General features: G+C 73.0%; 14 protein-coding genes and 1 pseudogene. 8 read left to right on the top strand and 7 right to left on the bottom strand.

The genetic code is table 11. The features are described from left to right. Positions 1-40 precede the first annotated feature (40 nt). Complete coding sequence (locus ABZ990_RS07480; RefSeq protein ID WP_361226742.1) at positions 41-421, bottom strand: STAS domain-containing protein; 381 nt, start codon at positions 419-421, stop codon at positions 41-43. A 262-nt stretch (positions 422-683) separates the two neighbouring features. On the opposite strand from ABZ990_RS07480, the gene ABZ990_RS07475 reads away from it, so the two are divergent. From ABZ990_RS07475 to ABZ990_RS07465, 3 genes are all read left to right on the top strand, one after another. Then, positions 684-1,277, top strand: coding sequence for a sigma-70 family RNA polymerase sigma factor (locus tag ABZ990_RS07475; protein ID WP_361226739.1), 594 nt, complete (start codon positions 684-686; stop codon positions 1,275-1,277). Then, complete coding sequence (locus tag ABZ990_RS07470; RefSeq protein WP_361226737.1) at positions 1,274-2,620, top strand: zf-HC2 domain-containing protein; 1,347 nt, start codon at positions 1,274-1,276, stop codon at positions 2,618-2,620. Before ABZ990_RS07475 ends, ABZ990_RS07470 begins: the two co-directional genes overlap by 4 nt. A gap of 230 nt (positions 2,621-2,850) precedes the next feature. Further along, the gene (locus tag ABZ990_RS07465) at positions 2,851-3,375 is read left to right on the top strand and encodes a hypothetical protein (RefSeq protein ID WP_361226734.1); all 525 of its coding nucleotides are present in this window, start codon (positions 2,851-2,853) and stop codon (positions 3,373-3,375) included. Between the two features lie 67 nt (positions 3,376-3,442). Here the strand turns inward: ABZ990_RS07465 and purU are convergent, their stop codons facing one another. After that, complete coding sequence (purU, locus tag ABZ990_RS07460; RefSeq protein WP_361226731.1) at positions 3,443-4,294, bottom strand: formyltetrahydrofolate deformylase; 852 nt, start codon at positions 4,292-4,294, stop codon at positions 3,443-3,445. Positions 4,295-4,482: 188 nt separating this feature from the next. Next, complete coding sequence (locus tag ABZ990_RS07455) at positions 4,483-4,929, bottom strand: hypothetical protein (protein WP_361227004.1); 447 nt, start codon at positions 4,927-4,929, stop codon at positions 4,483-4,485. Between the two features lie 183 nt (positions 4,930-5,112). Between ABZ990_RS07455 and ABZ990_RS07450 the strand changes: the two genes are divergently transcribed. Then, on the top strand, positions 5,113-6,474 hold the full coding sequence (locus tag ABZ990_RS07450) for an ABC transporter substrate-binding protein (RefSeq protein ID WP_361226728.1): 1,362 nt from the start codon (positions 5,113-5,115) through the stop codon (positions 6,472-6,474). A 118-nt stretch (positions 6,475-6,592) separates the two neighbouring features. On the opposite strand, the gene ABZ990_RS07445 is transcribed toward ABZ990_RS07450, so the two are convergent. Together ABZ990_RS07445 and ABZ990_RS07440 are read right to left on the bottom strand one after the other, a co-directional pair. Then, on the bottom strand, positions 6,593-7,966 hold the full coding sequence (locus tag ABZ990_RS07445; protein ID WP_361226726.1) for a hypothetical protein: 1,374 nt from the start codon (positions 7,964-7,966) through the stop codon (positions 6,593-6,595). A 406-nt stretch (positions 7,967-8,372) separates the two neighbouring features. Next, positions 8,373-9,755: a transcriptional regulator gene (locus tag ABZ990_RS07440; RefSeq protein WP_361226724.1), complete on the bottom strand. Its 1,383-nt coding sequence runs from the start codon at positions 9,753-9,755 to the stop codon at positions 8,373-8,375. 411 nt (positions 9,756-10,166) lie between these two features. On the opposite strand from ABZ990_RS07440, the pseudogene ABZ990_RS07435 reads away from it, so the two are divergent. The 3 genes and pseudogenes from ABZ990_RS07435 to ABZ990_RS07425 all read left to right on the top strand — a co-directional run. Next, a pseudogene (locus tag ABZ990_RS07435) lies at positions 10,167-10,817 on the top strand (bifunctional DNA primase/polymerase); the annotation flags it as partial. A 531-nt stretch (positions 10,818-11,348) separates the two neighbouring features. Further along, on the top strand, positions 11,349-12,191 hold the full coding sequence (locus ABZ990_RS07430) for an ABC transporter ATP-binding protein (RefSeq protein WP_361226721.1): 843 nt from the start codon (positions 11,349-11,351) through the stop codon (positions 12,189-12,191). Further along, on the top strand, positions 12,188-13,855 hold the full coding sequence (locus tag ABZ990_RS07425) for a transporter (protein ID WP_361226718.1): 1,668 nt from the start codon (positions 12,188-12,190) through the stop codon (positions 13,853-13,855). The genes ABZ990_RS07430 and ABZ990_RS07425 overlap by 4 nt, the downstream gene beginning before the upstream one ends. A gap of 245 nt (positions 13,856-14,100) precedes the next feature. Here ABZ990_RS07425 and ABZ990_RS07420 read toward each other — a convergent pair whose 3' ends face one another. Both ABZ990_RS07420 and ABZ990_RS07415 read right to left on the bottom strand, forming a co-directional pair. Further along, positions 14,101-14,949: an alpha/beta hydrolase gene (locus ABZ990_RS07420; RefSeq protein WP_361226715.1), complete on the bottom strand. Its 849-nt coding sequence runs from the start codon at positions 14,947-14,949 to the stop codon at positions 14,101-14,103. Between the two features lie 542 nt (positions 14,950-15,491). Next, positions 15,492-16,184, bottom strand: a complete 693-nt coding sequence (locus tag ABZ990_RS07415; RefSeq protein WP_361226713.1) for a metal-dependent transcriptional regulator — start codon at positions 16,182-16,184, stop codon at positions 15,492-15,494. 150 nt (positions 16,185-16,334) lie between these two features. Between ABZ990_RS07415 and ABZ990_RS07410 the strand changes: the two genes are divergently transcribed. Further along, positions 16,335-17,090 (top strand): SIS domain-containing protein, encoded by a 756-nt coding sequence (locus ABZ990_RS07410; RefSeq protein WP_361226710.1) that lies wholly within the window; start codon positions 16,335-16,337, stop codon positions 17,088-17,090. The last annotated feature ends 42 nt before the right edge of the window (positions 17,091-17,132 follow it).

Genomic DNA, 17,132 nt, shown 5'->3' with positions numbered 1-17,132 from the left:
ACGCGGACCGAGCCGGACCGAGACGGAAGAGGCGCGAGGGTCAGGCCGACATCGGCCGGGGCCGGTCCTCGACCGCGACGGCCGCGGGGACGTCCGCGTACACGTCGAACAGGCGGCGCACCCCGAGCGCGGCGAGCACCCGGGTGATCTGCGCGCCGTCCTCGATGCCCGGCGCGGGCAGGATCAGCCGGAGCCGGCCGCCGCACGAGCGCATCAGCCGGCGGGAGGCGATCAGCACGCCGACGCCGCTGGAGTCGCAGAAGCGGACGGCCGACAGATCGAGGACCACGTCGTGCCGGCCGCCGGCGACGGCCGCGTGCACCCGCTTGCGGATCAGCGGGGAGGTGACGAGGTCGAGTTCCCCCCGCACGCGCAGCACGGTCCACGGTTCCTGCTCGTCCTCGTCGAGCTGGATCGTCACGAGCGGCACCTTTCGGGGTGGGGCGGCGGGGGCGGAGAAGCGGAGGAGGAAGAGCCCGAACAGGGGCAAACGGAGGCGAGTCTTCCCGTCCCCTCCCGCTGCCCGCTCCCGGCCGTCCGAAACCCCTGCGGTCGCCCTTGACGCGTTCCTTACCACCCCGTACCCCCTCAAGGGAGCACTTGCGACAAACCGGAGTGCGCCGCCCCGGAGCGCATTACTTTGGAAGGGACCAAGGCCGGACGCGCTGTCGGGAGGGCATCGGATGGCGGCGAAGGACACGCCCCTGCGCTGGGACCGCAGGATGCAGCAGCGACTGGCGCGCGGGGAGGCGGCGGCGCTCGGCGAGCTGTACGACAAGTTCGCGAGCCTCGTGCACAGCCTGGCCCACCGCGTCCTCGACGACGACGAAGCCGCCGACCAGGTCACCCGTGAAGTCTTCGGCTACATCTGGGAGAACCCCGACGCCTACGACCCCAAGGAGGGCAACCTCCGCGCCTGGGTGGCCCGGCTGACCCAGCGGCAGGCCGTGTACCGGCTGCGGGAGGCGGAGGCGCGGGCGTACGCGGAGCGCGGCGAGGGATCGGCGGAGGAAGTGGAGCTGAAGGTGCGCCGGGCCTCGGTCGCGGCCCGCGCCGACTTCATCGTGACCTCCATGCCGACGCCGCTGCGCCAGGCCCTGGAGCTGGCGTACTTCCAGCGCCGGGACTATCGGCAGACCGCCGCCGACCTCGGGGTGACCGAGGACGAGGCGCGCCGCCGGCTGCGGCTCGGCCTCCAGCTCCTGTCGACCGCGAACACCAGGCCGCTGGAGGGCTCCTCGCCGCCCGGCCACGGTGGTTACGGGCGGGCGCTGTGAACACCGGGCGCGACGATCACGAAGGGGTCGCCCGCGCTCCGTGGATACCGGGGCCGCGCCTGGCGGCCGACGACCACGCGGATCTGACCGCACCGTCGGTGCCCGGGGTGGCGGCGCCTGGGTCGGAACCCTCGTCGTCACCGGGACCGGGACCGGCGACGGCACCGGCATCGGCGCCGTCGGGCACGCCGCCGGGGACGCACCCGGACGCGGAACCCGAGCCGCAGTCGGAACCCGAACCGGAGCTGCCGCACCGGGTACTCACCTCACTGCTCGGAGCCTGGGCCCTGTCGGCCTGCTCGGCCTCGGAGACCCTGGCCGTCGAGGCCCATCTGACCGAGTGCGCGCCCTGCGCGGACGAGGCGCTGCGGCTGCGCGACGCCGTCGGACTGCTGCACGCCGAGCGCGATCTCGACCTGGACCCGCTGCTGCGCTCGCGCGTCCTGGAGAACTGCCTCGGCCGCCGCCCGGCCCGGATCCCGGTGCCCACGTGGGCGACACCGTACGACGCGGAGACCGCGCGGCTCGACGCGCTGCTGCGGGACATCGGCGAGGCGGAGTGGCACGCACCGCTGCGGCTGCGCTGGTTCGAGGGCGAGCGGAGGGTGAACCGGAAGACGACGGTGGCCGGGGTGATCGGCCATCTGCTCGCCGTCGACGGACTGGTCGCGGCCTCCCTCGGCCTCGACGACCCGCTCGGTCCCGGCATAGGCGAGCTGTCGCCGGCCGAGCGGACGGAGGCGTACTGGGGCGGCTCCACCGAGCCGCCGACCCGCGCGGTCCGCGAGCCTTGGCGGGAGCAGAGCCATACCCTGATCCGTACGGTGTCGTTCGCGGGCCGCGGGATAGCGGACCTGACGGTCACCTACGGGGACTTCGCCATGCCGCTGCGGGACGCGCTCCTGGAGCGGGCCTTCGAGTGCTGGGTGCACGCCGAGGACATCGCGGACGCGGTGGCGTATCCGTACGAGCCGCCCAGCGGCGCCCATCTGCACGGCATGATCGACCTCGCGGCGCGGCAGCTCCCGGCGGCCCTGGCCGGGCGCCGGCGTTCGGGCCTCGCGGCACCGGCCCGCGAGCTGGTGGCGGCGGGCGCGCCGGGGCGTTCGCTGCATCTGGAGATCGAGGGCGCGGGCGGCGGGCACTGGTTCATCGCGCTCGACTCGCCGGCGGCGCGGGGCTCGCGCGAGCACACGGTGGCGCAGGTGGCCATGGACGGGGTCGAGTTCTGCCAGCTGGTCGCCGGGCACGTACCGCCGGAAGAGGCGGCGGTGGGTCAGGACGGCGACCGCGAGGCCATCCGCGACGTCCTCTCGGCGGCGGCCGCCCTCAGCCGTATCTAGTGCCGCGTCTTCCCACTGCCGCCCGCCGGACCTGCCCTTATCCGCCGTGTCCGCCGTATCTGCCGGCCCCTCCGTACCTGCCGTGCGGGTGAGGGCGCGCGCGGGTGCCGCGCGGCGGTGGCCCGGCCGGTCCCGCCGCGCGGCATAGTTCTCCGCGCACACGGCCCGGACCGAGGCTCGACCGAGGCCGGACCGAGGGGGACCAAGGGGGCAGACCAGGAAGGCACCTCGTGGACACCTCGACTCTGGCTCGGATCGAAGCCGCCGTCGGCGGCGGCAAGGTCGTCGTCGCCGCGGACGACGACACGATCGTGGCCCTCGTCCAGCAGACCATCCAGAGCGGCAGGACCGCTTCCTTCTACCTCTCCCGCGCGCAGGCCCGCACCCTCCGGGAGCTGCACTGGACGCCCGAACTCGTCCGGGCCTCCCACCTGGAGGAGGTGTCGGCGGAGGAGAAGGCGCTGATCGAGGCGGAGCTGGGGGTCGCGGACCTCGGTACGTTCCGGTTCGGCCGCTTCAGCTGCAAGAACGGCCATGTCTTCACCGCGCTCGACTTCCTCCGGCACGGCGTACGGGCGCACGGCAGGGACACCGTGAAAGCGATCTTCGAGCTGCGCGACACGGCCTTCGTACGCGTCAACCCGCACTTCTCCGTCCGCTGCGCCACCTGCGACGAGCCGATGGACGGCGGCATCACCTACGAGGGCGACACCTACGGCGGCTGTTCCTACCCGGACCCGCCGGTCTGCCAGTGACCGGCCGCCCCGCCTCCCGCCCCCTTCCCCCTCCGTACGCAGGGGGAAGGCGGCGGGCAGGGGGACGTCAGTCGAAGACGACGGTGCGGTGGCCGTTGAGCAGGATGCGGTGTTCCGCGTGCCACTTGACCGCGCGGGCCAGCGCCTGGCACTCCACGTCGCGGCCGATCGCCACCAGCTGGTCCGGCGTGACCTCGTGGCCGACGCGGGCCACCTCCTGCTCGATGATCGGGCCCTCGTCGAGGTCGGCCGTCACATAGTGCGCCGTCGCGCCGATCAGCTTCACGCCCCGGGCGTGCGCCTGGTGGTACGGCTTCGCGCCCTTGAAGCTCGGCAGGAAGGAGTGGTGGATATTGATGATCCGCCCGGTCAGCTGCTTGCACAGGTCGTCGGAGAGCACCTGCATATAGCGGGCGAGGACGACCAGTTCGACGTTCTCCGTCCGCACCAGGTCGAGGAGCTCGGCCTCGGCGCTCGCCTTGGTGTCCTTGGTGACGGGAATATGCCGGAACGGAATCCCGTACGAGCCCACCAGTTCGGCGAACTCGGTGTGGTTGGAGACCACGGCGACGATCTCGACCGGCAGCGCGCCGATCCGCGAGCGGAACAGCAGATCGTTCAGGCAGTGGCCGAACTTCGACACCATCAGCACGACACGCATCCGGTCGTCGGCACGGTGGAGCTGCCAGTCCATCGCGAAGGAGTCACCCACCGCGGCGAAGCTCGCCCGCAGCTTGTCCACCGTCACCGGCGCCTCGGCGGAGAAGTGGACCCGCATGAAGAAGAGACCGGTGTCCCGGTCTCCGAACTGCTGACTGTCCTCGATGTTGCAGCCGGTGATGAAGAGATAGCTCGACACGGCGTGCACGATGCCCTGCTTGTCGGGGCAGGAGAGGGTGAGGACGTACTGGTCGGTCATTGGCCCAGCCTGCCACACCCGGTGGGCCGCTTCACCGAACCGTCCGTCAGATGGACGGTTCGGACGGATGTCGGAGGGACGGTACGGGCGGACGCCGGAACCGGCCGGAGGTGCGCCGGCCCCGGCCGGGGGGGCCGGAGGGTCGCTCCCGCCCCGCTCACACCCGGCTCGCGTACCTCAGCCGCGCCTCACGCCGCCCGCGTCATGATGCGGATGACGTCGAGCGAGTGCGGCGGCGCGTCCGGCTCGTCGCCGTCCGCCGCGGCCATCCGTATGTGTGCCTCGCGGGCGGCCTGGACGGCCTCCGGCCACTCGGGGTGGTCGAGGAACGCGGAGACCGGGGCGTCCGTACCGACCTGGTGCATGATCCGCAGGACGCGCAGCACGACCATGTCGACCAGCGCCGCCTCGCCGGAGTCGCGGAATATCGCTCCCACGTATTTCTCCGCGGACCAGTTGTCCAGCCAGGTGTCCTCCACCAGTCGGTAGACGGCGTCGGTGACGTCGCCGTACCCCTCCTGGCCGGTCCGCCAGGTCGTCTCGTGGAACCCCGGGTCCGAGAGCATGTGCAGCGCCGAGCGCACGTTCACGCGCCAGCGCCACCACGGCATGTCGTTGAGAGGCATGCCGCCCATGGTGGAGGAGCGACGGCCGCGGCGGGAAGGGTTCTCGGAAGGGGAGGTGGAGCTGGACACCGGTCGATCGTACGTTCCGGGTCCGACAGTCCCGGTGCCGACTCTCGCAATTCACCCCATGGTCACCCTGCGTTGGGTCCGCCTCACTCCCGCGTTACCTATCGGGAGGAATGGTGCGTGTCCATGACCGGCAGGCGACTCACCTCACTTCTCGCATATGCGACAACCATGGCGGCAGCGGCGTCCCTGCTGACCGGCTGTGGCGTACTCCCCGGAGTGACGGCGGGCTCCAAGGAGCCCGTCACCGTCATGACCTGGGCCCCGGACCGTACGCGCGCCACGAATATGCCCGGCATGCCGGCCATGGCCCAGGCATATGCCCGTTGGGTCAACGCCAACGGCGGCATCGACGGACACGAGCTGCGCGTCCTCACCTGCAACGAACAGAACACCGGCGCCGGGGCCGCCGCGTGCGCCCGCCGGGCCGCCCGCGAGGGGGCCGTCGCCGTCGTGGGCTCGTACAGCCAGCACGGCAACTCCTTCATGGCGCCGCTGGAGGCCGCCGGCATCCCCTATATCGGTGGCTACGGGGTCTCGGAGGGCGAGTTCACCAGCTCGCTGTCCTATCCGGTCAACGGCGGGGTGGCCGCTCTGGTCGCCGGCCACGGCACCCAGCTCGCCGCGTCCTGCCGCGAGGTCGCCCTGGTCCGCCCGGACACCATCGCCGGCGACCGGCTGCCCGATCTGCTGAACGCCGGGCTGCGCAGGACCGGCCACGACGGCGCGTTCGACATCCCGGCGCCCGAGGACGCCGACGAGTACACCCGGCAGGCCGGCCAGGCACGCACCCGCGCGGGCGGCACGGACGGCTGTGTCGCCGCCGTCCTCGGCGAACGCACCCAGGTGTTCTTCGACTCCTACCGGCGTCTGCCCGCCGATGGGCAGGGGGCGACGGACAGGCAGGAGACGGCCGGGCAGGCGGCAAACGGGCAGGAGACGGCGGACGGGCAGGCGACGGCAGGCGACGGGAGCGTGCCGCCGCCGGGCGAGGGCGCCACGCGGATCTCCTCCGTACTCGGCAGCGTCGACCAGCCGCTGATCGACCGTACGGGCGGCGCGCACGGCCCGTTCGAGGGCGCGTACGTCACCGGCTGGTACCCGCAGGCCGACGACCCGGCGTGGCAGCCGATGCGGAAGGTGATCAAGGAACACGCCTTCGCCGACAACCGGGTCGACCCGACCGACGCCGGTGTGCAGACGACCTGGATCGCGTACACCGTGCTGCGCCGGCTCGTCGAATCCCTCGACAGCGACCGGATCACCCCGCTCCAGCTGTCGCACGCGCTCGACCAGGGCGCGCGGATCGAGACCGGGGGCCTGACGCCCCCGCTGCGCTGGCGGTACGACGATCTGCTCGGCGCCCCCGACTTCCCCCGGATCGTCAACCACGCGGTGACGTTCCAGGTGGTCCGGCAGGGCCGGCTCGTCGCGCAGCGTCCGGGTTTCGTCGACGTCGGCAAGACGATCGTGGCCGGCCCGTCCTGACGCCCGGTCCGCGAAGGAGCGGGCGGGCGGACAGACAGACAGACCTACGGTTGGTCAGCCGGCCTCCGTACTGACGGACCGACCTACGAACGGACGCCCCGCCGCCCGCCCCACCCGCTCAGAGCTGGGACCACTCGCGGCGCGACAGCTGGTACTTGTCGGCGGTCGGGTTCCAGAGCCCGGATGCCTCCTTCTTGGCCGCGGTCGCCTCGCCGCTCTTCTTGTCCCCCGCCTTGGACTGACTGGTGGCGCTGGCATGGCCGCCCTTGCAGACCTTGTGGTTCTTCTTCGCCTGGACCGCCCACCCGGCGTAGTAGTCGTCGGCCGCGGCCGACGCCTGCCACGCCTTGATGAGGGAGACCTTGAGCGCGGCGTTGTTCGGGATCTTGTCCACCGGCAGCGCCTGGAGGCGGGTGACGAGACCACGCCGCTGGGCGGCGGCGCCGCGCAGATCGGTGGCGGCCTGGTCGAGGTCGTCGCACCGCTTGATCAGCTCGACCGAACGGATCACCGCGTCACGGCTGCTGTTGCTGTCCGCGAGAAGCTTGTCGAGCCCTTCCGCCTGGGTCTTCACGGGGTCGACGGGCGCCGGCTCCGACGGCTTCTCCGCCGCGGTGGTGGGCGGCACGGAAGAGCCGGAGGCCACGTTCTGGCTGTCCTGGGCGGCGGTGTCCTTCTTGTCGCCGCCGCCCCCGCCGCTGAGCAGCGCGCCCGCGCCGAGCCCGACCGCGGCACAGCCCGCGACGACGGCCGCGATCAGCTTCACCGGCGGCTTGCGGCGCGGCGGTTGGGGCTCGTCGTAGTGCGGGGGCTGGTAGCTGTCCTGGTAGCCGCCGTACGGCTGCTGCTGCGGCGCCGGGGCCGCGGCCTGCGGATGCGGATAGCCGTAACCGGGCTGCTGTCGCGGCGGGCCGGCGGGCGGCGCGGCCTGCGGGTGCGGGTAGCCGTACCCCGGCGGCGGGGTCTGCGGCGCCTGCTGCGGGGTGTCGCTGCGGAAGAGGTTGTCGAAGTCGGCGAGCGGCGGCCGTTCCCGCGTCGCGTGCGGCGGCGGTACGGCGCCGGGCGGCGGGCCCTGCGGCGGCTGCCCCTGCGGGGGTCCCTGCTGGGGTACGGGCGGGAGGTACTGCGTCGCCGCCTGGTTGTTGTCCTGGGCCGCGGGGACCGGCGGCAGGTACTGCGTGGACTGGTTGTCCGGGGTCGCCGCGACCGGCGGCAGGTACTGCGTCGACTGCGCGTCCGGGGCGATCGGGGCGGCCGGGTGCGGGTAGCCGTACCCGGGCTGCGGAGCACCCTGCTGCGGAGCTGCGTGCTGCGGCGGGGCGGCGTGCGGGTGCGGATAGCCGTAGCCGGGCTGCGGCGGCGCCCCCGCGCCCGGTATCGGCGGCAGGTACTGCGTCGCCTGGGCGTCCGAGGAGCCACCAGGGGTCACCTCAGGGGGGAGGGGCTGAGCGGCCGGATACTGCTGCTCCGGCCCCTGTCCGCTGTGCGTCACCGGGACTCCTACTACTGGACTGTGTCTGCGTCGGCCTACCTACGGAACCGTCGGCTCACGCTACCGGGTGGGCCAGGGACCCCGCACACACGTCCGACCCAGGTGTAACGGAGGTGTGACGTCGGTGATCTCCGTCACGCCTCCTTCTTCACAGCGCCTCCCCGGGGCCGCCTTCTCCGTGTCCCGCTCCTTCACGCGGCCTCCGCCCCGGCGCCCGGTACCCGCGCTTTCACTCCTCTTCACACCTTTCACCACCCCGGCGCGCCCCCTCCGGACATCTCCGGACGCCTCCCGGCGCATCCCCAGCAGCCCCTGACCATCCCTGCCTCTTTCCTTCCCCTTTCTTGTCCCTTCCTGATACGCCCCCCGGCGCCTCCCCGGCGCCCCCCACGACCGCGCGCGCCCCTCACGCCGCGTACAGATCCAGCCGGGTCCCGAACTCCCGTACCACCACCTCCCCCGCGAAGGGCTCCAGACGCTCCTTCAGATCGCCCAGGTACTCCATCCCGCGCGAGGACCGCAGCGAGCGCAGCAGCTCCAGCGCCCGGCCCCCGGTGTGCACCGCCTGTTCCACCTCGCGCTGCTGCACCTGCGCGGCGGCGAGCAGCGCGAGCCCGATGGCGCGCCGCCGGGCCCGCCCCTCCGGGTGGCCGGCCAGCGACTTCCGGGCCGCGAGCGCCGCCTCCCGCCCCCGCCCGAGGTCCCGGTGACCGTGCGCCAGCTCGTCCGCGAGATACGCCTCGTCGAAGTGCGCGATCCAGTCCGGGTCGTCGCCCTGCTCCGGATCGGCCCGCTCCAGCGCTTCCTCGGCCCGCCCGCCGACCAGGTCGAAGGCGTGCCCGTCGCCCAGCAGCGCGTGCCCGCGGGCCTCGGCGGCCAGGAACATCGCCTGGGCGCGCGGCGGCACCTGCCCGCGCGCCCCCTCCTGCGCCGCCCGCGCGAGCTGGGCGATCTCGCGCGGGTTGCCGAGCTGGGCGGCGAGATGGCTCATCGACGCGGCGAGCACATAGCCGCCGTACGCCCGGTCCCCGGCCGCCTGGGCGAGCCGCAGCGCCTGGATGTAGTAGCGCTGGGCGAGCCCCGGCTGCCCGGTGTCGACGGCCATGTACCCGGCCAGCTCGGTCAGTCGCGAGACCGCCGCGAACAGATCGCGCCCCACGGCCTCCCGGTAGGAGCCGGAGAGCATCCCCGACACCACGCTGTTGAGGTAGTGGACGACCACCGGCCGCACATGCCCGCTGCCGAACTGCCGGTCGAGCCGGACCAGCGCGCCCGTCATCGCCCGTACCGCCGCCACGTCCGAGGCCCCGACCCGCGCCCCGGCGGCCCGCGCGACCATCGGGTCGGGCCCGGTGATCAGCCAGTCGCGGCTCGGCTCGACGAGCGCGGAGGCGGCGACCGCCGAGCCGGACAGGAAGTCCCGGCGGCCGACGTCGCTGCGCCACAGCTCGCACACCTGCTCGATGGCGCCGAGGACGGTCGGCGCGAACTGGAGGCCGACGCCGGAGGCGAGGTTGCGGCCGTTGGCCATGCCCACCTCGTCGATGGTGACCGTACGGCCCAGCTTGCGGCCCAGCGCCTCCGCGATGATCCCGGGCGCCCGGCCGCGCGGCTGCTGCCCGCGCAGCCAGCGCGCCACGGACGTCTTGTCGTACCGCAGGTCGAGTCCGCGCTCCGCGCCGACCATGTTGACCCTGCGGGCGAGGCCGGCGTTGGAGCACCCTGCCTCCTGGATGAGCGCCTGCAGCCGTTCGTTGGGCTGGCGGGCGACGAGTGGCCTGACTGCCATGGTTGTAACCCCCTGAGGCCGGCGTACGGTTCGGGCCTGCCTGGTCGTCCCGGCGGTTCCGGGCCGCGGTCCCGGCGCTTCGGCCGGGCCCGTCGGTCGCGTTCGTCGGTCACGTTCGTCGATCCGGCCGGTCGGTCGGTCGCCTTCGTCGATCCCGTCGATCGACTGGCTGATCACTGCCCGGCCGAATTCCGGTCAATGCAGATGTGAACACGCGAAACCGGACACGCCGGCCGCGACGGTCTCCGGGGCTCCCGCGTCGGTGCCCCAGCACTGCGTACCCGCCCCACCGCCCCCACCTCACCACGCGCCCCCGCCCGTGCACCCGTGCGCCCCGTGCAGGGGAACGATGCGCCACCCACCGGAGCGTGACGCCCGTAACCCCGGGTGACGGCGGCAGTTGAGTCCGGTGTGGAAGAGACCATCGGAGTCACGAAATCCGCACAGATCCCCAAGGAACGACGAGAGTCGCTTCTGGACAACGCCGTGCGGTACGCGGAAGAGCGGCACTGGGACGTGTTCCCGGGGACCTGGCTGGAGGCCGTGCCAGGCGGCCGCGTGCGCTGTTCCTGTGACGCGGAAGCGTGTCGCATGCCCGGCGCCCACCCGGTCAGGCCCGACTGGTCGACCCAGGCCACGGGCAGCGCCGGCGGTGCGCGCCGCTTGTGGTCGAAACATCCGACCGCGTCCATCCTGCTGCCCACCGGCCGTACGTTCGACGCCATCGAGGTCTCCGAGACCGCCGGGCTGCTCGCGCTGGCCCGGATGGAGCGGATGGACGCGATGCTCGGCCCGGTGACCCACACCCCCGACCGCCGGATGTACTTCTTCGTCCTGCCCGGCTCCGCCGGCAAGATGCCGGACCTGGTGCGCAGCCTGGGCTGGATGCCGTCCGTGCTCGGACTCGTCGGCTACGGCGAGGGGCGGTACGTGGTGGCCCCGCCGACCCGGGTCGGCGGCTACGGCCTCGTGCAGTGGGCGCGCAAGCCGACCCCGGCGAACCGCTGGCTGCCCGACGTCGAGGAGCTGATCGCCCCGCTCGCGTACGCGCGCGGCCGGGAGATGTCGGACGCCCGGGACCGCGACGAGGAGGAAGCGCGGCGCGTCGACCGGGTCGAGCGCGCCGGGCGTACGTACGCCGCCGAGCGGGCCGAACGCGCCGAGCGCAGGGAGCACGCCGAGCGCCGCGAACACGCGGAGCGCAAGGAGCGCATGGAACGGATGGAGCGGGTCTCGCGCGCCGACCGCCGGGAGCACGCGGACCGGGCGGAGCGCGCCGAGGCCGCGCGGCGCCCGGGGCCACCGGACCGGCCCCGGCTGCCGCAGCGCCCCGGACCCACGACCCGGCACACGGGGCCCGCGACTCCGCACCTGTGACACCGCGCTTGTGACGCCGCACCCGTGACGCCCGGCCGGAGACGGCTCCCCTCGCCCGTACTCCTCCCCGCGCCCCGCCGTATCGCCCCCGCGGCTCCCCCGCCCCTCCTCACTCTCACCCTTCGCGCACTTCTCGACAAAGTGGCTAAATAGCCTGATCACACCCCGCCCGTAAGGTTGTCCCGACCATTGGGGCAACGGAGGGGGTAGACGCATATGGCACCTGACCAGGCATATGACGGTTCGTTGGGTACGGAGGGTGGTGCGCCGGAGACCGGCGCCACGCCCGCCGTCCAGGTCGAGGGGCTGTGGAAGCGTTTCGGCCAGCAGATCGCGGTGAACGGGGTCGATCTGGTCCTGCCCGCAGGCAAGTTCATCGGTCTCGTCGGTCCGAACGGGGCGGGCAAGACCACCACGCTGTCGATGATCACGGGCCTGCTGCGGCCCGACGCCGGACGCATCCGGGTCGCGGGGCACGACGTCTGGGCCGACCCCGAGTCGGTCGCCCAGGTCAAGACGCGCATCGGCGTACTGCCGGAGGGGCTGCGGATGTTCGAGCGGCTCTCGGGCCGTGAACTCCTCGCGTACAGCGGGCGGCTGCGCGGGCTGCCCGGCGCCGAGGTCGACAAGCGCGCGACCCAGCTGCTCGACGTCCTCGACCTCGCGGGCTCGCAGCACAAGCTGGTCGTGGACTACTCGACCGGCATGCGCAAGAAGATCGGCCTGGCCGCCGCGCTGCTGCACAACCCCGAAGTCCTCTTCCTGGACGAGCCGTTCGAGGGAGTCGACCCGGTCTCCGCGCAGACCATCCGCGGTGTCCTGGAGCGCTACACCTCCTCCGGCGCCACCGTCGTCTTCTCCAGCCACGTCATGGAGCTGGTGGAGTCGCTGTGCGACTGGGTCGCGGTCATGGCGGCCGGACAGATCCGCGCGCAGGGCCCGCTGGAAGCCGTACGGGGCTCGGCGCCGTCGCTCCAGGCCGCCTTCCTGGAACTGGTCGGCGCCAACGGGCGGGACAGCGGCGAGTCCCTGGACTGGCTGGGCGGGCCGACCCGATGACCACCGCCACTCCTCCCGTGTCCGACTCGGTGCCCTCTCCGGCGCCCTCTCCGGCGTCCGCCGCGAAGGCGCCGTCGCTGACCGCGGTCTTCGTCCGGCTCAAGCTGTCGATCCTGAAGAACGGGCTGAAGCAGTCCGGCGGCCGGACGGTCGCGTTCATCGCCTCGGTCGCCTTCGCCGCGCTCTTCGCCGTCGGCATGCTGCTCGCCTTCCTCGGGCTGCGCGGCCACACGGACGCGAGCACGGTGGCGGTGCTGCTCACCGGCGTGTTCGCGCTCGCCTGGACGGTCATGCCGCTGTTCGTGCCGAGCGGCGACGAGACGCTCGACCCCTCGCGTCTGGTGATGCTGCCGCTGCGGCCCCGGCCGCTGACCCGGGCCCTGCTCGTGGCCTCGCTGGTCGGCATCGGCCCGGTGCTCACCCTGGTCCTGATACTGGGCGCGGCGATGGCGCTCGCGCACGGCGCGGTCGCCACGGTCGTCGCCGTGCTCGCCGTCCCGCTGGCGGTCGTCGGCTGCGTGGCCCTGTCGCGCGCCGTCGCCGCCGCGAACATCCGGCTCCTCACCTCCCGCAAGGGACGCGACCTCGCCCTGCTGTCCGGTCTGATCATCGCGGTCGGCATGCAACTGGTGAACTTCGGCGCGCAGCGGCTCAGCCAGGCGGGCGGGCTCTCCGCGCTCCGGCCCGCCGCCGAGGTGGTGGGCTGGCTGCCGCCGGCCTCCGCGCTCTCCGCGATCGACGCGGCGGCCGACGGCGACTACGCGATCGCCGTCGTGAAGCTGCTGATCGCCGGGGCCGCCCTGGTGGGGCTCGTCGCCTGGTGGCAGCAGAGCCTCGTACGGTTGATGACCGAGCCGGACGGCTCGACGATCGGCGCGGCCGGGGGCGGCGCGGGCGCCAAGGACGCGAAGGCCGGCTCGGGCCGGCTCGGCCGGATGCTGCCGGCCGGACGCACCGGCGCCGTGATGGAGCGCAGCCTGCGCTACATCTGGCGCGACCCGAAGACGAAGGCGTCGTGGGTGACCTCGCTCGCCGTCGGTCTGATCATCCCGGTGGTCAACGCCGTGCAGGGCGTCGGCACGCTCTACTGGGCGTGCTTCGCCACGGGCATGCTCGGCATGCAGATGTTCAACCAGTTCGGCCAGGACACCTCGGCGTTCTGGATGGTCGCGCAGACCATCTCCACCAAGGCCGACGCGTACGCCGAACTGCGGGCGCGGGCGCTGGCGCTGCTGGCCATCACCGTGCCGTACACGCTCCTGGCGTTCGTGATCACGGCGTCGGTCCTCGGCGACTGGAACGGCTTCGCGCGGATCCTGGGCGTGGCGTTCGGGATACTCGGCGCGATGGTCGGTCTCGGCGCGCTGGCGTCGGCGAACTTCCCGTACTCGATCCCGCAGGACAGCGCCTACAAGAACGTGGCGCCGGGGCAGGGCGGGCTCGCCTGGCTGTCCATCTTCGGCAGCATGATCGCGGCGTCGGTGCTGTGCGGGCCGCTGATCGCGGCGTCGCTCCTGCTCGACCAGGACGCCATGACGAGCGTGTGGCTGCTGCTCGGCGGCGCGCTGTACGGCGCGTTGATCGTGTGGGCCGGGTTGAAGCTGGCGGCCCCGCGCGTCGCGAAGCGGCTGCCGGAGATCCTGGCGGCGGTGAGCAAGGGCTGACGGCGCCGGAGGCTGCCGGGCGGGTCCCGGCGGCCCTGTCAGTCGGTTTTCAGGAGGCCCCCGCTTCGGCGGGGGCCTTCGCGCTGTGCGGGGCGGGGCGGCGCGGGAGCGGGGGCGGGGGCACGCGCCGGGGTACGGGCTCGGGGACGGGCAGCAGGGGTACGGGCTCCGGGGGCGCGCGCTGTGTGCGTACGCCCCCGGCCCTGGCCCTGGCCCCGGCCCTGGCCCCGGCCCCGGCCCCGGGCTCAGACGGCGAGGACGCCGTTCAGGAACGGTTCGACGACCTCGCGCCACGCCTCGGCGTGCTCGTAGTGCAGCAGATGGCCCGCGTCGGGGATCTCGGCGTACTCGCCCCGGGGCAGGACCCGGACCATCTCTTGGGCCTCGGCGCGGCCGAGTGCGCCGTCGAGCCCGCGGACGACGAGAGTGGGACAGGCGACCTGCGCCAGCGAGTCCCAGTGCGCCTCACGTGCCCAGATCTCGCGGGACGTGAGCATCTGGGAGGTGTCGAAGACGGGCCGCCAGCCGTCGGCGTGCTCGGCCATCACCTCGGCGAAGAACGCGCCCCGGGCCGGCCGGGGCCGCTCCACCCAGGGGTCGTCCTCGCCGAACCAGCGGTGCACGGCGTCGAGCGAGGGGAACGGCACCGGCCAGTGGTGGAACCAGTCCTGCCACTCGCGCTGCGAGGCCGCGCCGAGCGCGGAGGGCCGCATGTCGCAGATGACCAGCGCGCGGACCAGGTCGGGGCGCTCGGCGGCCAGCCGCCAGGCGGTGAGCGCGCCCATGGAGTGGCCGACCAGGGTCACCGGGCCGATGCCGAGGTCTTCGACGACGGCGGCGGCGTCGGCCACGTACGCCTCGCAGGTGTACGGGCCCGTCGGCTTCTCGCTCGCGCCGTGACCGCGCTGGTCCAGGGCGATCGTGCGATGCCGCGGGGCCAGCCACTCGGCGGCCGGCGCCCAGTGGGAGGCGCTGCCCATCAGCCCGTGCAGCAGCAGGACGCCGGGGCCGCTCGCGGGCGCGCCCGGTTCCGTGAAATCCCAGGCCGCCAGGCGTACGCCGTCGGCTCCCTTGACGTCGAGTCGTCGCACCATGCCCCTCGACACCCCCTCTTTCCCCATGACCCCGCCTGATCCGTGGAACTGCACCAGATTATCGAACCCGTATTCGAAAACACTCTTCTGCCACGTGACACCCCACCTTCGAGTGACAGCCCTCAAGGGTTGACGACCTCGGCCAGGGGGAGATCTTGAACGGGGGGCGGACCGCTCGGGGAAACCGGTCCGCGGGGAATGACCTTGAGAGCTCGGGGCTCCGGGTCAGCACAGGGGAGGACGAACCCCGGCGCCATGCGGCGCCGGGGTTCTCTGTTGCGTCCGTGTCCGTGTCCGTGGTCGGGAGGGCGGCCCTCATCCCCTCAGCGTGGCACAAAAAGGGGCGTACGCGCGGCCGTTCCGCCGTGAATCGTGGCGGGAAGCACCGGGGTCACAGGAAAAACACTCCCCGGGGGGGGGCGGGTCGGCGGACGGTGTCGAGGCCCGGGCACGGGGTCCGGGTCGGGGTGCGACTCGGCCGACTGGAGTCGGGGGCGACTCGGGGTCGGCTCAAGTCGAGGTGCGGCAGCTCCGGCGCCGGCTCAGCGCTTGGCGACGAAGACGTGCGCCGCGATCTCCGCGTCCAGCTCGGCCGCCTCGCCGCTGCTGCCCACGAGGACGCCACCGGGCGACTCCGTCACCGACACCACGGAACCGGGCTGCACGCCCGCGCGCCGCAGCGTGTACATCAGCTGCGCGTCCGTCTGGATCGGCTCGCCGATCCGCCGCACGATCACCGTCTTGCCGTCGACGCCGGCCTCCAGGTCCGCGAGCGACACCATCGACTCGTCCAGGAAGGACTCCGCCTCGGACCGCTCGCCCAGCTCTTCGAGACCCGGGATCGGGTTGCCGTACGGCGACTCCGTCGGGTGCCGCAGCAGCTCCAGGACGCGGCGCTCCACGGCCTCGCTCATCACGTGCTCCCAGCGGCACGCCTCGGCGTGGACCTGCTCCCACTCCAGGCCGATGACATCCACCAGCAGGCACTCGGCGAGCCGGTGCTTGCGCATCACGCGCGTGGCCATGCGGCGGCCCTCGTCGGTCAGCTCCAGGTGACGGTCGCTGGCGACGGCCACCAGGCCGTCCCGCTCCATGCGGGCCACGGTCTGGCTCACGGTCGGACCGCTCTGGTCCAGCCGCTCCGCGATCCGGGCACGCATCGGGACCACACCTTCCTCCTCCAGCTCCAGGATGGTGCGGAGATACATCTCGGTGGTGTCGATCAGTCCGGACATACGTGCCCCTTGATGAGTCGTGCGCTGGCCCTGCCCCAATTCTGACGCATCACACCGACAACCGTGGCGCACCGGACGAGGCGGTATTGACAGAGCAATGGTCCGGACCGCACCGTGATCCGCGACCACAAGGGAGAAGGAGCCGCCGCCATGGGCGAGAGCAAGCTGGCCGGGCAGTTCTTCGACGCCGCCATCGGCCTGCTGGAGAAGGTACGGAACGAGGAGACGGCGTCCGTCGCCGCCGCCGGAACCGCCATCGCCGACACGGTCGCCGCGGGCGGCCGGCTCTTCGCGTTCGGCGCGGGCCACTCGTCGCTGGCCGCGCAGGACGTGGTCTACCGCGCGGGCGGACTGGCCCTGATGAACCTGCTCGCGGTGCCGGGCACCGTCGGCGTCGACGTCGTGCCCGCGACCCTCGGCTCGGCCCTGGAACGGGTCGACGGCCTCGCGGGCGCGGTCCTCGACTCCTCCCCCGCCCGGTCCGGCGACGTCCTGGTGATCATCTCCCTGTCGGGGCGCAACGCCCTGCCGGTCGAAATGGCGATGAACGCGCGCGCCCTCGGCCTCACCGTGATCGGGGTGACCTCGTTGGCGTACGCGACGAAGACGCGCTCCCGGCACTCCTCGGGCACGTACCTCATGGACCACTGCGACATCGTCCTCGACTCCAAGATCCCCGTCGGGGACGCGGAGCTCTCCCACGAGGCCGTCGACGCGCCGTTCGGCCCCGCCTCGACGGTCGTCACCAGCGCCCTGATGCAGGCCATGACGGCGGCGGCGGTCGAGGAGCTGGTCCGGCGGGGCATCGAGCCGCCGCTGCTGCGCTCGGGGAACGTGGACGGCGGCCACGAGTGGAACGGCCGGGTGATGACGGAGTACGGGGACCGCATCTTCTACCGCCACTGAGGCGTCGGCGGGACCGGAGCGGCGGACAAGGGGCGGCCGGTA

This window comes from Streptomyces sp. NPDC046203, from assembly GCF_040646255.1.
In the GTDB taxonomy this organism is placed as follows: Bacteria; Actinomycetota; Actinomycetes; order Streptomycetales; family Streptomycetaceae; genus Streptomyces.
This window is presented reverse-complemented; position numbering and strand designations above follow the sequence as displayed.

Coding starts and splice junctions, on each gene's coding strand:
- ABZ990_RS07455 (WP_361227004.1), bottom strand. CDS start 4,929: ATGGGCGGCATGCCTCTCAACGACATGCCGTGGTGGCGCTGGCGCGTG.
- ABZ990_RS07425 (WP_361226718.1), top strand. CDS start 12,188: ATGACCACCGCCACTCCTCCCGTGTCCGACTCGGTGCCCTCTCCGGCG.
- ABZ990_RS07420 (WP_361226715.1), bottom strand. CDS start 14,949: ATGGTGCGACGACTCGACGTCAAGGGAGCCGACGGCGTACGCCTGGCG.
- ABZ990_RS07430 (WP_361226721.1), top strand. CDS start 11,349: ATGGCACCTGACCAGGCATATGACGGTTCGTTGGGTACGGAGGGTGGT.
- purU (WP_361226731.1), bottom strand. CDS start 4,294: ATGACCGACCAGTACGTCCTCACCCTCTCCTGCCCCGACAAGCAGGGC.
- ABZ990_RS07415 (WP_361226713.1), bottom strand. CDS start 16,184: ATGTCCGGACTGATCGACACCACCGAGATGTATCTCCGCACCATCCTG.
- ABZ990_RS07410 (WP_361226710.1), top strand. CDS start 16,335: ATGGGCGAGAGCAAGCTGGCCGGGCAGTTCTTCGACGCCGCCATCGGC.
- ABZ990_RS07440 (WP_361226724.1), bottom strand. CDS start 9,755: ATGGCAGTCAGGCCACTCGTCGCCCGCCAGCCCAACGAACGGCTGCAG.
- ABZ990_RS07475 (WP_361226739.1), top strand. CDS start 684: ATGGCGGCGAAGGACACGCCCCTGCGCTGGGACCGCAGGATGCAGCAG.
- ABZ990_RS07450 (WP_361226728.1), top strand. CDS start 5,113: ATGACCGGCAGGCGACTCACCTCACTTCTCGCATATGCGACAACCATG.